The following is a 15406-nucleotide window of genomic DNA, read 5'->3' as shown; positions in this document are numbered from 1 at the left end:
TAGCCGCAACTTCAACAAAACGTCAGCGAATTTATCGTACTTTACTAAAAGTTATTGCCCACAAGCCTGTCAGCGATCGCCCCGGTAGAAGTGAACCACGAGTTCGTAAACGTTGCCCGAAAGCTTACCCTTTAATGACGAAACCTCGGCACGAATTACGAAACCAATTGCAAACTGCTTAACCCGCAAGTGTTTCGGCTTTTCTTAGTGCCATTCGGGCAAAGGGGAAGGGAATGAAGAAATTTACCTTTAACTTTTCCCCTTTAACCTTTTCCCAGGCGAAGCCCAAGACTACGCTGTTACTAACTCCGCTTTTTCCAGCAGCCGTTGCAATCTATCGCCAGTTAGCTGTTCTAACGGTTGGTCTAAAATATATTCATCAAAAATGGATTTATCATCAGTAGACACGTCCACCATCGATAATGAGCGCACTGCATCATAGACCGAGTTAGAATACTGCTGCTGACCTGAATAACGCCTTTTCACCCACCAGTTACCGTCAGTGCATCCGACTTGCCCCAGTTTCACGCCGTTGTTGTTGTAAATGCCATCATCGAGAATTTCAAACCCATAACTCTGGCACTCGTTGAAGATATGCGCCATGATGTGGTTTTCTGTAGTGCAGGGTGTTGCAAGTTGTTCTTGCACAGGTAATGTACCGTCTTTGTAGTGAGTGCAGATGAAGCGATCGCAACGCATCAGAGTGTTGGCACGAAATATTTCTTTGTCATTGACTATTACTACCCAGCGTTGGGTTAGGTGGTTGTCGTCATGGGTGATGCTGGCTACCAGTTTGTCATCAGCGTAATATTCGTAATCAGAAAACGAGATTTCGACTATTGTGAGGAGTTCGGGAGCTACAACTTGGGCTTGGTCAGCGATGTAGTTGTCGAGTTCGGCTTGGGCGAGGGCTTGGTTGTCGGGGGCAGCGAGGGTGACTTTCTGAATCTTGCTTGCCTGATAGTTAACAATGGCGGAAATCCAGGTATCCTTACAGCGTTTGTCGCTTACTTCGGCTGTACAAGCGATTTCGCTGTAGATTTGCTTGAGTCGGGCAATCGATTTCAGTTGCAGCTGTTGATAAGTGTAAACGGCGTGAGTCATAATTGGAAGGCTCTTTAAATTTAGGGCAAAAGAAGCGCTTCAGATTCGCAGTCAGGGGCGCTTCTCTTATGTATCTATTATCCGCTAGTTAACTGCGCTTGTCAACTGTGGTAACTAGCTGATATTCTATTGGTATTACTATTTGTTATGGATATGAAGGGGTTAAGAGAAAAAGCAGGGTTAAGAACAGTAGATGTGGCATCAAGGTTAGGAATTGCTGAGTCAACTGTCCGTAACTGGGATATTGGGCGGCACACTCCCAGGCTGCCAATTGAAGACATACCCAAATTTTTGGAAGTTTACCAATGCACTCTTGAAGAAGTTATTGAGGCTGCAAAGGAAAGCAAAAGGAAATTTGACGCTTCCCATAGCTAATGAGACTTGAACCATTTGGCACTCATAATTAAGCATAAATACTCTATAAAGCAGACACATTGTTTTCAAATTGTCGATAAAAAGCTATATATCCCTAACCTAGAAAACGCTTCGTAAATTAAATCAGTGCTAGGGGTTGACCTTGATGTAAATCTGAAAATAGTGAGAAGTAGGAAGCGAAGCCATGCAAAAGCCATTCTCTAAACGCAACAAACCTACTTCCACTGTTTCTGCTGGCTCAGAACCACCAGTTAGCAAAACACAGCAAGATATCTCTTCCCAGAATAATCAGGATGTAGTAATTCTGGACGTTCCTGCTGTTGAAGTTCCAGAATTAACTGAGCAGGAGATTCGCGATCGCCTACTCCTGGAGAGGAAAGTGGAACGGGCGTTTTTTGAGGCAGGTAAGGCACTCTCCGAATTGCGTGATCGCAGACTGTACCGTTCCACGCACCGCACATTTGAAGAGTATTGCCGCGATCGCTTTGGTCACAGCCGCCAAAAATCAAATTACTTGATTGCCGCAGCCGATGTGTATGAAAATTTGACAACAATTTGTTGTCAAAATTCTGGGATTGATGATTTGACAACAAATAGTTCCCAAATCCTGCCGACTAGCGAAGGACAAGTTCGCCCCATGACTAAGTTAGAACCGCAGGAACAGTGGAAAGTGTGGCAAACTGCGGTTGAAGTTGCAGGCGGTAAAGTACCATCAGGCCGTGTTGTCAAAGACGTGATAGAGCAGATAATGGAACGCACTAAAGTACCCAACACCTACCAAATTGGTGAAATCTGTCAAATTCTCGCAAAGGACAACCCCGAATTGAGAGGTAAAAGTGGCTGCTGGGGCATCGTTAGCCAAGTAAATGATTTCAGTTGCACTGTGAGAATCTGGGATGGGGAATATACGGTTGGCTTGCAGCACCTGAAGTCCTTCAACTACTTGCCTGCCCAGTGTGAGCAGATGCGGGTGATTTGCGATCGCATCAGTAGATTACGGGAAAACGAGAACTTGGAAGAAGCTGTCCGTGCTATGTTGGAGTACCTGGGGGAGTTGAAGCGGCCGTATTTGACTGTGGTGGAAGAGAAGTTGTTGACGCTTCTGGAGTCGGAGTATGAAAGAATACCCTGAACAATTTTGGCAAATTGGCATCCAATGGCTTTGGGTTGCAGTTTCAATGGAGATATCACCACAACGGGACATTCAAGAAGTTGTACGAGGGATAGGGCAAAACTTTCCGCAACTGGTGTCCCATGCTACGCCAGTTGTAAGCGTGAGTCCTGTAGAATAGCTCTACATAATTGATACAGCGCTCGTAAGTGAACGCTATCACCCTGCAACTGGCTAGAAATGAACAAAACCAAATAGAACCTCAAAAATGAAAAATGTAGATAGCTGGATTGCTGTATAGTTTGGGTTATGCCAGATTATCCTCTCAAGAGTTGCTCTATGATCACTCTGCCTGGTATTGCTATCCAAAACAAAATATACGAAAGTGACAATTCTCTAGTGTACCGGGGCATCAGAGACGATGGAGTAAGAATCGTCGTAAAAATGCTAAAGCTTAATTATCCCTCTCCCCAAGAACTAACCCGGTACAGACAGGAATATAAAATTACCCGTTCCCTGAATCTGGAAGGAGTTATCAAGGCATACAGCCAGCAGGACTATCAACGGACTCTGGTGATTATCTTAGAAGATTTTGGGGGAGAGTCCTTAGAGCAATGGATGTACAAGCGCCCAGATATCTTTTGCCCCATGCCTTTATCCACTTTTCTAAGTCTTGCGATCGCTGTTTGCGACATTCTGGGCAGAATCCATGCAGCCAATGTCATTCATAAGGATATCAACCCTGGAAACATAGTCTTTAATCTGGATACTGGCGTTGTCAAAATCATTGACTTTGGGATTGCCACCCAATTTAACCGCACGAATCCGACTTTTAAAAGTCCTCATGTGTTAGAAGGAACATTTGGATATTTATCTCCAGAGCAAACCGGGCGGATGAACCGTTTGCTCGATTACCGCACCGATTTTTACTCTCTTGGTGTAACGTTCTACGAACTGCTAACCGGACATCTGCCGTTTGAAACAACGGATATTCTGGAACTAGTCCATTGTCATATTGCTAAAGTGCCCGTTCCACCTCACGAACTGAATCCAGCGATCCCTAAACCTTTTTCAGATATCGTTTTGAAATTGATGGCGAAAAACGCAGAGGATCGCTATCAGAGTGCCTGGGGCATTAAAGCAGATTTAGAAATTGGTCTTCACCAGTTCGCACAAACTGATAAAATCGATGGTATTCAACTCGGTCTTCAAGACGTTTCGGATCGGTTTCAAATTCCCCAAAAATTGTATGGACGCGAAGCAGAGATTGAAGCATTATTAGCAGCGTTTGACAGAGTAGCACAAACGCAAAATGAAGAATTGAGAGTGAAAAATCAAGAAAATTCTCAATTCCTTGTTGAGATGATGTTGGTATCTGGCTATGCTGGGGTAGGCAAATCAGCTCTAGTACAAGAACTCTACAAGCCCATCACTGCAAAACGCGGCTATTTTATCTCTGGTAAGTTTGACCAATTTGGGCGTAATATTCCCTACAGCGCGATCGCCCATGCCCTGCAAAAATTGGTGCAGCAACTGCTGGGTGAACCAGACGAGCAAGTGCAACAATGGCGATCGCGCTTGCTAACGGCTTTGGGAACCAACGGACAAATTATCATTGATATCATCCCGGAAGTTGAATTAATTATCGGTAAGCAGCCGCCTGTATCAGAAGTTGGAGCAACTGAAACTCAAAATCGCTTTCATCGCATCTTTGGGCAGTTTGTGCGGGTGTTTTGTTCAAAGTCACATCCCCTTACGATCTTCTTAGATGATTTGCAGTGGATAGACTCGGCAACGATTAAATTAATTGAGCTGTTGCTGTTGGATGAGCAAACGGAATCCTTATTTTTAATTGGAGCCTATCGAGATAATGAGGTAAATCCAACGCATCCACTGGTATTAACCTTGGAGAGACTGCGAAAACAAGGAGCAGTCCTTCAGGAGATTATCTTGGCACCCTTAACGCTCTTGCCGTTGAGTCAGTTGATTGCCCAAACGCTGCATCGAAATGTAGACAGCGTTTGTTCCTTAGCAGAGTTAGTGTTGCATAAAACCGAGGGCAATCCTTTCTTTGTCAACGAATTTTTGAAGACGCTGTATAGCGAAAATCTGTTGACCTTTCACCCCCCTTACTCCCCCACCCCCCTTTCATCCCACGGCAGTCGCCACAACGGAGGGAACCTCCGTAAGGCGCTGGCTCCCCTTGGGAAGGAGGGAGAGAGGAGGGTACAAGGGGGGTGGCAGTGGAACATTGCTCAGATTCAAGCTCAAAATATCACTGATAATGTTGTGGAGTTGATGCTCTTGAAGTTGAAGAAACTGCCAGAGAACACACAGCAAATTCTCCGGTTAGCGGCTTGTATCGGTGCTGAATTTAATTTAGATACGTTAGCAATCGTTAGTGAGCAATCCGATAAAGCGGTTTCTGTAGATTTGTTGGCAGCTATCCAAGCTGGATTAATTCAACCCCTATCTGAATTAGATGAAAACTTGTTAGTTCAAAAATATAGGTTTTTGCACGATCGCGTACAGCAAGCAGCTTATGCCTTAATCGATGAGTCACACAAACAAGTTGTTCATCTCCAAATCGGTCGCAATCTCTTAGAGGAAACCTCACTAGAGCGACTAACAAACAGGCTGTTTGAAATTGTAGATCATTTAAATCATGGAATTGAGCTAGTCATAGATCAACAAGAACGAAACGAAATTGCCAGATTAAATTTAATGGCAGGTCAGAAAGCAAAAGGAGCGATCGCGTATACTACGGCAAAAAACTATTTAGCTACAGCAAGAAAATGGCTAGGAGCGTCTAGCTGGCAAACAGATTATGATTTGGCATTAAATTTACATTTAGAAATAACAGAAGTCGCTTACTTGTGTGGTGATTTTGAGCAGGTAGAATCCTGGGCGGCGAGCGTTCTACAATCAGCTCAAACAATTCTTGATACCGTAAAAATTTATGACATTAAAATCCAAACTTACATCGCGCAGAACCATCTCTTAAAAGCGATCAATACGGCATTGCAGGTTTTACAGCAACTGGGAATCAGGTTTTGCGAACAGCCAAGTCAGTTGGATATTCAGCTTGAACTAGACGCAATCACATCACTTTTTGGTTCAAAACCGATTGAAGACTTGATCCATTTGCCCCAAATGGCCGAACCAGACAAGTTGGCAGCAATGCAAATCCTATCCAGTGTGACGATTGCTGCCTATATCGCGGTTCCTGATCTGATGCCCCTACTTGTGTCTAAACAGGTCAACTTGTCAATCGAGTATGGCAATGCGTTTATATCTCCCTTTGCCTATGCTAACTTTGGGTTAATTCTTTGTGGGATAGTCGGAAATATTGAGTCTGGCTACCAGTTTGGGCAGCTTGCATTAAGACTGTTACCCCATCTGAACATCCATTCGCTTAAAGCTAGAACATCGTTCATGGTTTCTAACTTCATCAGTCACTGGAAAGAGCATGTTCGGGAGATATCGAAGCCATTCCTGGAGGTCTATCAAAGTGGTCTGGAAACTGGAGATTTAGAGTTTGCTGCCTATGGTGCTTTCACTTACTGTCTCCAATTCTTTATCGTTGGCAAGGAACTTATAGAGGTTGAACGTGAGATGGCAAGGCACTGTGAAGCAATCCGTCAAATTAAACAGACGACATCACTCACCTGGAATCAAATCTATCAACAATCTGTCTTAAATTTGATGGGACTCTCAGCCAATCCATCCCATCTCATTGGAGAAGCCTACAATGAGGAGAATAGTCTGCCACGCCATGAAATAGCAAACGATGGAACCGCAATCTTTCATGTCTATTTCAATAAACTTTTCCTGTGCTATCTATTTTCTAAGTATGCTCAGGCATCTGAGAACGCAGCCATAGCGGAACGTTATGCGATCAACGTCATTTCAACACCCCTTATTCCTGTGTACCACTTCTATAGCGCTTTGGCAAAACTTGCAACATACACCGGGAGCAACGCTCAAGAGCAAGAAGAAATCCTTAAAAACGTTGCCCTTAGCCAGGATAAAATGAAGCAATGGGCACATTATGCGCCAATGAATTGTTTGCATAAATATCATTTGGTGCAAGCAGAGATAGCACGAGTTTTGGGGCAGTTACTTGAGGCAGAGGAGTTTTATGAACAAGCAATTACTGGTGCTAGAGACAACAAGTATCTTCAAGAAGAAGCCTTAGCATACGAGTTGGCTGCTAAGTTCTACCTGTCTCGTGGCAGAGAAAAGTTTGCCCAAACTTATATAAAAGAAGCACATTACTGCTATGAACGATGGGGTGCAGTTGCAAAAGCCAACGATTTGGAAATTCACTATCCCCAGCTATTTACTCAATCGTCGAGCATGGCTCACACGCCAATCCACGAAACTTCTGTCACTACCTCCAGTCACTCACCCATCGCTTTCGACTTAACGGCGGTGATGAAAGCTTCCCTTGCAATTTCGAGTGAAATTGAACTGGATAAGTTACTCAGTTCCTTGATGAAGATATTAATCGAAAATGCTGGCGCACAAACAGGTTTTCTAATTTTAGAAAACTCAGGAAAATGGGTGATTGAAGCGTCTGGTGAACTCAAGGAAGGTGAGAATACTTATGCTACACAATTACTGCAATCTATCCCAACTGCAAATCATCTACCTGAATCAATTATTAATTATGTGATTCGTACTCATGAATGTGTCATTTTAAATGATGCTACTCGTGAAGGTAATTTTATTCATGAGCCATATATTCAACACAATCAAATTAAATCAATCTTATGCTTGCCTCTGCTCAATCAAGGTAAACTAGTGGGCGTGTTGTATTTAGAAAACAAGTTGGCGACTGGAGCTTTTACACCACAGAGATCGCAGGTCTTGAATTTGTTATCATCCCAAGCAGCAATCGCCATTGAAAATGCCAGGCTCTACTCTAAGCTACGCGCTAGCGAAAGTAGAATGAAACAGTTTCTAGAAGCTGTCCCGGTAGGAATTGGAGTACTGGATGCGGGTGGTCGCATTTATTACGTCAATCAACGGGGAATTCAACTAATGGGTAAAGGGATTGATCCTTCTGTGACACCGGAGCAAATCCCAGAAGTTTATCAATTTTACCTGGCGGGAACAGTTCAAAACTACCCAACTGAGAAACTACCAGCTATTCGGGCATTGAGTGGTGAATGCACCACAGTTGACGATCTGGAAATTCACCAAAACAATACAATAGTTCCAGTTGAGGTTTGGGGCACTCCAGTCTTTGATGAACAAGGCAATGTAGCTTATGCGATCGCAGCCTTTCAAGATATCACTGAGCGTAAACAAGCAGAAAAACTGCTAGTTGATTACCACCAAACGTTGGAGCAACAAGTAACTGAGCGGACTTTGCTCCTTTCTCAGGAGATTGAAGAGCGTCAGCGAATTGAAAACGCCCTGCGCCAAAGTGAAGAGCAACGCAGGCTGACGATGGACTTCACCCATATTGGCACTTGGAACTGGAATATCGTTGAGAATACAGCAGATTGGGACGATAACCACGCTCGATTGCTGGGGTTAGCACCCGGTGAAGTTGAGAGCAGCTATCAGGCATGGCGCGAACGGGTTCACCCAGAAGATATTTATCGGGTCGAGCAAGCTGTTACAGCAGCTCTTGCAACTCATACCGATTTTGAGGCGGAATATCGAGTCATCTACCCGAATGGTAATATTCACTGGTTAGTTGGCAGAGGTCGAGGCATTTATAACGCAGTCGGACAGCCTGTGCGAATGTTGGGTGTGATTCTTGATATTAGCGAACAGCGAAACGCAGCACTGCGTGAACGCAAACGTGCCGAAGAAGCCTTAATTCTGGAAGAACGCAATCGCATGGCGCGAGAAATTCACGATACACTAGCGCAGTCATTCACGGGTGTTATCATTCACGCTAGAACTGCTGCGAATAAGATAACAGTAGACCCCGAAAAAGCTCAGGCTCACCTAGCCCAAGTCCAGAACTTAGCCCAAACTGGACTCTCAGAAGCACGCCGCTCTGTAGAGGCACTACGCCGTCCCTACTTGTTAGAAAATAGTGATTTACTCAGCGCTTTCAAACATCTGACAAGTCAGCTAGAATCATCCACTGGTATAACAATTATCTGTGAAGCGATCGGCATCCTCTATCCGCTACCCTCTGAAGTGGAGAATAATCTGCTGAGGATTGGACAGGAAGCATTGACTAATGCTCTCAAGTATGCACAAGCAACTGAAATTCGTGTTGAACTAATCTACCAGTCCACGCAGTGCATATTACGAATTAAGGACGATGGACAGGGATTTGCAATTGATCGTTCTGCTAGTCACAATGGCTTTGGTTTATTAGGGATGGCAGAACGTGCCGAACTCATTGGAGGACAGATCCAGATCCACAGCGTTCCCGGACAAGGGACAGAAATCGCAGTGTCCGTGAATCAACAGGAAAAACCATCATGAGTCAACTTAATGCCATTCGTGTTCTGGTTGTAGATGATCACCCCGTTGTACGTCAGGGTTTGGTGGCAATGCTGGAAGAAGCACATTCCACCCCGCGTCGGTGCCAAACTTTTAGAGCGCATGGCAAGTCCAGAATTGAGCGATCGCGAGTTAGAGGTGCTTCAACTCATTACAACGGGCAAGAGTACCCAAGCCATTAGCAAAGCTTTATATATTACTGAACGCACTGTCAATTTTCATATCAATCATATTTTAAGTAAGCTGGGTGTGGAGGATCGCACTCAGGCTGTAATCGTTGCATTAAGGCGTGGCATTGTTAACTTGTAGCGTCATACCTGTCAAATTTGTCAGTTTATTAGCTGTCAAATTTGTCAGATGATCAACTGAAGTTTTTCTCAGCGACAAAATCGAGTCAACCCTCTAAATTGAGATTATGCAACAGATAACAGAGCCAAATCAATCTATCCAATTTTGACAAAGGTTTCATAGGAATCATCTGTCTTTACCTGCTGCACTCCTTTTCTTAGAGGTGCTTTCATGAGTCTTGGTGATTATAATCGGTTGCTTGTGCCGATTTCAGAACAAGATCATATTCAGGGATTGGTGAGTGCTTCAGTGACACTCGTCCAATATGGTGACTACCAGTGTCCTACTTGTAGCGAAACTCACCAATTAATTAAAGCAATCCAGCAACAGGTTAATGACTTGTGTTTTGTATTTCGCCACTTTCCACAGCCGCAAATACATCCTTCTGCTCAACGTGCAGCTGAAGCAGCCCAAGCGGCAGCCAGCCAAGGTCAATTTTGGCAGATGCACGACATTTTATTCACCCATCAACAAGCGTTAGGAAACGGCGATCTTGTGGAGTATGCCAATAATCTAGGACTCGATATTCCCCAATTTCTGCAAGATATATCCTCTCAAGTACACATAGCGCGTATTAATCAAGATATAGAAAGTGGATTACACAGTGGAGTAACGGCTGCGCCAGCTTTGTTTATTAATGGAATTCGATATACCAGTCACTGGAACATTAAGCAGTTGATGGCAGCTATTGTCACTGCAAGGCATTAATGTTCCTGGTCTTTAATCCTAACTAAACAAGAGAAAGTAAGCAGCTATGCAAAGAAAAACTAGTTTTGAAAGTAAAGGTCTAAGGTGTTCCGTCACCTTTTACACTCCGGATCAAATCGCATCGGGCGATGCCTGCGGCGGGCTACGCCTACGCCTTCCCGCCATTGTTATGGCTCATGGAATTGGCTTGACCAAAGAAATGGGACTACCGCAGTTTGCCGAGAAATTCGCTCAAGCCGGGTTCGTCGTCTCGCTGTTCGATTATCGCTACCAGGGTGCCAGTGAAGGAGAGCCTCGTGGACAAATGCTTCCAACAGAGCAGCATGAGGACTTCCGCAATGCCATCACCTGGACTCAACTACAAAGCGAAGTTGACCCTGAGCGCATAGGTCTGTGGGGCTTCTCCTATAGCGGCGGTCATGCGCTGCATCTGGCCGCATTCGATCCGCGAGTGAAAGCGATCGTGGCACAGATGCCTACGGTGAATGCGTTTCTCATCTCCCGTCGTGCGGCTTCCCCACTTCAACTCGAGGAACTCACGAAGATAATTTCACTTGACCGGATAAAACGGTATCAAACCAAAGAGGTGAGTTACCTCCCTTTGGTTGCTTTGCCTGGTGAACCCAGCTTCCTTGCGACACCCGACGCTTTCAATTGGGTTGAATCGAACAAAAGCGCGAGCGAAGGAAGATGGGAGAATCGAATCTCCTTTGAGTCGATTGAACACTGCCTCTATTACGAACCAGCTCCTCACCTCGAAGCAATCTTTCCTACCCCGTTATGCCTGATTACGGGTGAGAAGGACTTTCTTTCACCTGCCGACATAACCGCCAATGTCCATGCGCGTGCGATGGAGCTTAAGTCTCTGACAATCTTGAAGGGCGGACACTTTGACGGCTTCCAGGGAGAGGGCTTCGAGATTGCAAGTACAACTGCCTTGAGATGGTTTGAGAAATATTTGAAGCAGGCTTGAATCCAAACTTCGGTTGGCATTTACACGTAAATCATTCACTTTTATACAAACGGGAGATTAACAGTGACCACGTTTTCTGGAAAAGTCGCAGTCGTTACAGGTGGAACATCAGGGATTGGTAAGGCAGCTGCGATCGCACTGGCTCAAGCTGGAGCAAACGTCGTTGTTGCAGGTCGTCGGCAAGCTGAAGGCGAAGAAACCATTCGCCAAATTCAAGCGATCGGTGGGGATGGATTTTTTGTAGCGACAGATGTTTCTAAAGAAGCCGATGTGCAAGGTTAACAAAATCGGTGGCATTAGAATATGCCTTGCAAGGAGTTCGGGTGAATGCCGTCAGTCCAGGACTGATTCAAACCGAGATGCTTGATCGCACTGTCCAAACAAATACAGAATTGATGGAGTATTTCAAAACGACGTTGCCAATGGGTCGGATTGGTACGCCCCAGGAAGTGGTAAATGCTGTGCTATGGCTCTGTTCAGACGCTTCTAGTTTTGTCACTGGACATTCCCTCACGGTTGATGGCGGATATATCGCGCAATAACAGGAGAAGAATAAAACGTAACCAACTTCGCCAGATCAAACTCCAAGCATTTCGCTAACTCTGTCAAATCTCCATAAGCTATTGCTGGTGGCTAATCTGTTGAATTCATAAGATTAAAACCAATCAATTCCCGCTGATTCCTAACGACATAAAGCCATTACAGACAACCGAGAAGGAGGATGTCATGACTCAATATGACTATATTGTAATTGGTGCAGGTTCGGCAGGCTGTGTTGTTGCCAACCGCCTGACAGAAGACAGTGAAACAACTGTGTTATTACTCGAAGCGGGTACCCCTGATACGAAACCGGAGATTCACATCCCGTCTCAATGTCTCAGTCTTCTGGGTTCTGAGGTGGACTGGGCATATTTCTCCCAACCAGAGCCATACCTGAATAACCGCAAAATCTTTTGTCCCCGTGGCAAAGTCCTGGGTGGGAGCAGTTCGATTAATATCATGATTTATCTGCGGGGCAATTCTCACGATTATGACCACTGGCAGTCATTGGGGAATCCCGGTTGGAGTTACCAAGATGTTTTGCCCTACTTCAAGAAATCGGAGCGCTCCTCACGAGGCGCGTCTGAATTTCACGGGGTCGATGGAGAATTGAGCGTCACCGATCACATTGCGCCTGCTGTGGTATCCCAACGCTTTGTAGACGCAGCGGTGGTATTAGGCTATGACCGCAATCCTGATGCTAATGGGATGCAGCAAGAAGGAGCAGGACTCTATCAGTTAACTATCAAAGATGGTAAGCGCCATAGTGCTGCTGCTGCCTTCCTTGTGCCCATTCTCCAGCGCCCCAATTTGACTGTAACGACAGGAGCGTTAGTCACTCGCTTGTTGTTTGAGGGCACCTGCACTGTTGGGGTGGAATATCTGCACGAGGGCACACTGCACCAGGTCAGGGTTAACTCCGAAGTGATTTTAAGTGCTGGCGCATTCGATTCGCCCAAACTGCTGATGCTTTCCGGTATTGGTGATGCAGAACACCTGCAAGCCTTGGGAATTCCGGTAGTGGCTGATTTGCCGGGTGTTGGTCAAAACCTCCAAGACCACCCTGTTGTGTCCGTGACACACGAGGCAACTCAGGATTTACACACAGCAAGCACCAGCAGTATCGCGGAAGCTGGCTTGTTTTTGCATACCGAGAGTAATCTGGATGCTACACCAGATTTACAGTTTCTCTTTGGTCCGGTTGTGTTGGCACCGCCTGGTTATGCCCACTCTGGTTTAGGCTTCACAAGTTTCGTTTGTTTGACTCATCCGCAAAACATTGGCAGTGTCAGTTTGCATTCCCGCGACCCCAAAGACGCACCAATGTTTCAAATGAACTTTCTCCAAAGTGAAGCTGATGTGCAAAAGTTCGTTGCCGGGATTAAATTACTCCGTAACTTGTTCGGTGCAAGTGCCTTTGATGAGTTTCGCGGCAAGGAAATCGCTCCAGGTGCTGACAAGCAGAGCGACGAAGCACTCGTTGCTTACGTCCGGGAAACTTGCAGTACAGTTTGGCATCCAGTGGGCACTTGCAAAATGGGCACTGACCCAATGGCGGTTGTAGACGCTGAACTACGAGTACATGGAATTGAGGGGTTGCGTGTCGTTGATGCCTCCATCATGCCAACGATCACCACAGGAAATACGAACGCGCCGACCATCATGATTGGCGAAAAAGCAGCCGATTTAATTAAAGCCCCAGGTTGCGTTTCACAGCAAGTACCTTCAGCGATTGCAAACTAACTTACTCGCGTAAAGACAAAGGAAAAGCTTCTGAGAGCATATATGCAGAAAAGTGAATTTTTGAGTACGAGTGCGATGGCACGAAGTGCCAGCCTGCGGTGATCGCAACTTTCTTCTCTGACATTTATAGCATAAATACCTTCTTCATCTAAAAAATTGAACGCCTAATATTTCATCACACAAATCATTCATTAATAGCAGCAATCTCATGACACAATCTTTCTGGCTTTTTGGCTCTCGGCTTAACATTGTTGCCGATCACACCACGACTGGGGGCCAGTACGATCTGATCGAAGGCTACTTTCCACCCGGCACACAAACTCCCCCTCATCGCCACACGCGCTATTCCGAACAACTCTATGTGCTGTCGGGGGAATTCACGGTCTGGGCGGGTGAAAACAAAGTTGTCCTGAGCGCCGGTGAAAGTTTCCTGATTTCTCCTGGCACACCTCATGTGGTCGCCACACTCAGCGATAAGCCAGCTCGCGGGTTGGTAGTTGCTGCGCCCAGCGCCTTTGCTCGGCTGATTGCAGCAGTAGGAACGCTAGATGCAGCAGAGACATCAGACATGGCACTTTTTGAGCGTATTTCTGCTGAGATTGGCGACGAAATGCTTGGTCTGCCTGGAACCCTGCCTGCCGATGTAATTACAGCAACAGCATGAACGTTTTCTTTATCTGATCTGGAAACTTGAAACAACAAACCAACTAAAAAAGGAGACTCTAATGCCTTACATTACTGTCGGTCAAGAAAATTCTGGAAACATCGATATCTACTACGAAGATATCGGAGCGGGTCAACCTGTGGTGCTAATCCACGGCTTTCCTCTCAGTGGTCATTCCTGGGAGAAACAGGTAGGGGTTTTGCTAAAAGCAGGGTACCGGATCGTCACTTATGATCGCCGGGGCTTTGGCGATTCCAGCCAGCCTTCATTTGGCTATGACTACGACACCTTCGCTGCGGATTTAAACACACTATTGACAGAACTTGACCTGCGTGACACTGTGCTAGTCGGCTTCTCAATGGGGACAGGCGAAGTGACTCGCTATCTTGGCAAGTATGGTTCGGAGCGCGTCAGTAAAGCAGTGCTAATGGCTCCGGTGCCACCTTTCCTTCTCAAGACAGACGACAATCCCGAAGGAGTTGATCGCAGTGTCTTCGATGGAATTATGAAGAGTATTGTAGATGATCGTCCAGCGTATCTGTCCACATTTTTCAAAGACTTCTACAACGTGGATATGTTTCTCGGCACTCGCATCAGCGATGATGCCATCCGGTTGAGCTGGAATGTCGCAGCAGGAGCATCCGCCAAAGGGACTCTGGACTGTGTGCCATCTTGGTTGACAGATTTCCGTGATGATCTGCCGTGCATCGACGTGCCAACACTAATCGTCCAAGGAGATGCTGATCGCATCCTCCCGCATCATTCCACCGGAGCGAGACTGCCGAAGTTAATTAAAGACAGCCGCCTTGTGGTAATACCTGGCGGTCCGCATGCCATCAACTGGACTCATGCAGATCAAGTCAATTCAGTGCTGCTGGATTTTCTTAAAGAAAATTAATTAGCATTCCCAAGTCCAGTAGGTTGTCATTGGTGGTATCATCCCTGCCTAATCAGTGCAAGGCTTAGTCAATAGCTTTACAACAACTGGTCGCAATAAGTACACATCTCCATAAAAGACATCATGACAGATCAAAATGTAACCATTCCAGCTTTCTCCGGGGGCAGTTTTAGCGCCTATCTGGCAGCACCCAGTACTCAACCTCTTGCAGGAATTGTGTTGATTCAAGAAGTTCTTGGGGTCAATAATAATATGCGACAGACTGCCGATGATTTTGCTAAGGCAGGCTATTTGGTAATCGTGCCAGATTTGTATTGGCGACTGGAACCCGATGTGCAACTTGATCCTGAAGCAATACTTTTCGGTTAAGCCCAAAAACAGGTAGATTGAGAGTTGTACTTGAAAACGCATCCAGCTAATGCAACTTAAGGAATTTTCGTTGGTATCACTTTTAGTGGAATCGGG

Annotated in this window: 13 protein-coding genes and 2 pseudogenes; 14 read left to right on the top strand and 1 reads right to left on the bottom strand. The window is 45.6% G+C overall.

Annotated elements, in window-relative coordinates:
• Nucleotides 1-182 (top strand): annotated as a pseudogene (locus tag H6G97_RS33410) (IS4 family transposase); the annotation flags it as partial.
• A gap of 109 nt (nt 183-291) precedes the next feature.
• Here H6G97_RS33410 and H6G97_RS33405 read toward each other — a convergent pair.
• Nucleotides 292-1104: a hypothetical protein gene (locus H6G97_RS33405; RefSeq protein ID WP_190944731.1), complete on the bottom strand. Its 813-nt coding sequence runs from the start codon at nt 1102-1104 to the stop codon at nt 292-294.
• A 129-nt stretch (nt 1105-1233) separates the two neighbouring features.
• Between H6G97_RS33405 and H6G97_RS33400 the strand changes: the two genes are divergently transcribed.
• The 13 genes and pseudogenes from H6G97_RS33400 (at nt 1234) to H6G97_RS33345 (ending at nt 15310) form a co-directional block, all read left to right on the top strand.
• Nucleotides 1234-1479 carry a helix-turn-helix domain-containing protein gene (locus H6G97_RS33400; protein ID WP_242054395.1) on the top strand — a complete coding sequence of 82 codons (246 nt, stop codon included), beginning with the start codon at nt 1234-1236 and terminating at the stop codon, nt 1477-1479.
• Between the two features lie 184 nt (nt 1480-1663).
• Entirely contained in the window at nt 1664-2611 is a 948-nt protein-coding gene (locus H6G97_RS33395) for a hypothetical protein (RefSeq protein ID WP_190944730.1), read from the top strand.
• Nucleotides 2595-2771, top strand: coding sequence for a hypothetical protein (locus tag H6G97_RS33390; protein ID WP_190944729.1), 177 nt, complete (start codon nt 2595-2597; stop codon nt 2769-2771). The genes H6G97_RS33395 and H6G97_RS33390 overlap by 17 nt, the downstream gene beginning before the upstream one ends.
• 158 nt (nt 2772-2929) lie before the next feature.
• Nucleotides 2930-9049 (top strand): AAA family ATPase, encoded by a 6120-nt coding sequence (locus tag H6G97_RS33385; RefSeq protein ID WP_190944728.1) that lies wholly within the window; start codon nt 2930-2932, stop codon nt 9047-9049.
• Between the two features lie 75 nt (nt 9050-9124).
• A pseudogene (locus H6G97_RS33380) lies at nt 9125-9376 on the top strand (response regulator transcription factor); the annotation flags it as partial.
• Nucleotides 9377-9586: 210 nt separating this feature from the next.
• Complete coding sequence (locus H6G97_RS33375; protein WP_190944726.1) at nt 9587-10123, top strand: DsbA family protein; 537 nt, start codon at nt 9587-9589, stop codon at nt 10121-10123.
• 46 nt (nt 10124-10169) lie between these two features.
• Nucleotides 10170-11096 (top strand): alpha/beta hydrolase, encoded by a 927-nt coding sequence (locus H6G97_RS33370; protein WP_190944725.1) that lies wholly within the window; start codon nt 10170-10172, stop codon nt 11094-11096.
• Between the two features lie 63 nt (nt 11097-11159).
• Complete coding sequence (locus H6G97_RS55540) at nt 11160-11378, top strand: SDR family NAD(P)-dependent oxidoreductase (protein ID WP_338421891.1); 219 nt, start codon at nt 11160-11162, stop codon at nt 11376-11378.
• Nucleotides 11379-11386: 8 nt separating this feature from the next.
• Nucleotides 11387-11638: an SDR family oxidoreductase gene (locus H6G97_RS55535; protein WP_338421890.1), complete on the top strand. Its 252-nt coding sequence runs from the start codon at nt 11387-11389 to the stop codon at nt 11636-11638.
• 184 nt (nt 11639-11822) lie between these two features.
• Entirely contained in the window at nt 11823-13379 is a 1557-nt protein-coding gene (locus H6G97_RS33360) for a GMC family oxidoreductase (protein WP_190944724.1), read from the top strand.
• 208 nt (nt 13380-13587) lie between these two features.
• Nucleotides 13588-14043 (top strand): cupin domain-containing protein, encoded by a 456-nt coding sequence (locus H6G97_RS33355; RefSeq protein ID WP_190944723.1) that lies wholly within the window; start codon nt 13588-13590, stop codon nt 14041-14043.
• 61 nt (nt 14044-14104) lie between these two features.
• On the top strand, nt 14105-14941 hold the full coding sequence (locus H6G97_RS33350) for an alpha/beta fold hydrolase (protein ID WP_190944722.1): 837 nt from the start codon (nt 14105-14107) through the stop codon (nt 14939-14941).
• Between the two features lie 123 nt (nt 14942-15064).
• Nucleotides 15065-15310, top strand: coding sequence for a dienelactone hydrolase family protein (locus H6G97_RS33345; RefSeq protein WP_190944721.1), 246 nt, complete (start codon nt 15065-15067; stop codon nt 15308-15310).
• Nucleotides 15311-15406 lie beyond the last annotated feature (96 nt).

Source organism: Nostoc flagelliforme FACHB-838 (assembly GCF_014698065.1).
In the GTDB taxonomy this organism is placed as follows: Bacteria; Cyanobacteriota; Cyanobacteriia; order Cyanobacteriales; family Nostocaceae; genus Nostoc; species Nostoc flagelliforme_B.
The sequence above is the reverse complement of the archived record's forward strand: the minus strand, read 5'-3'. Positions and strand labels throughout refer to the sequence as shown.

What these genes read in the sequence shown, in the direction of transcription:
- H6G97_RS33405 (WP_190944731.1), bottom strand. Translation starts at nt 1,104, where the DNA reads ATGACTCACGCCGTTTACACTTATCAACAGCTGCAACTGAAATCGATT.
- H6G97_RS33395 (WP_190944730.1), top strand. Translation starts at nt 1,664, where the DNA reads ATGCAAAAGCCATTCTCTAAACGCAACAAACCTACTTCCACTGTTTCT.
- H6G97_RS33390 (WP_190944729.1), top strand. Translation starts at nt 2,595, where the DNA reads ATGAAAGAATACCCTGAACAATTTTGGCAAATTGGCATCCAATGGCTT.
- H6G97_RS33385 (WP_190944728.1), top strand. Translation starts at nt 2,930, where the DNA reads ATGATCACTCTGCCTGGTATTGCTATCCAAAACAAAATATACGAAAGT.
- H6G97_RS33375 (WP_190944726.1), top strand. Translation starts at nt 9,587, where the DNA reads ATGAGTCTTGGTGATTATAATCGGTTGCTTGTGCCGATTTCAGAACAA.
- H6G97_RS33370 (WP_190944725.1), top strand. Translation starts at nt 10,170, where the DNA reads ATGCAAAGAAAAACTAGTTTTGAAAGTAAAGGTCTAAGGTGTTCCGTC.
- H6G97_RS33360 (WP_190944724.1), top strand. Translation starts at nt 11,823, where the DNA reads ATGACTCAATATGACTATATTGTAATTGGTGCAGGTTCGGCAGGCTGT.
- H6G97_RS33355 (WP_190944723.1), top strand. Translation starts at nt 13,588, where the DNA reads ATGACACAATCTTTCTGGCTTTTTGGCTCTCGGCTTAACATTGTTGCC.
- H6G97_RS33350 (WP_190944722.1), top strand. Translation starts at nt 14,105, where the DNA reads ATGCCTTACATTACTGTCGGTCAAGAAAATTCTGGAAACATCGATATC.
- H6G97_RS33345 (WP_190944721.1), top strand. Translation starts at nt 15,065, where the DNA reads ATGACAGATCAAAATGTAACCATTCCAGCTTTCTCCGGGGGCAGTTTT.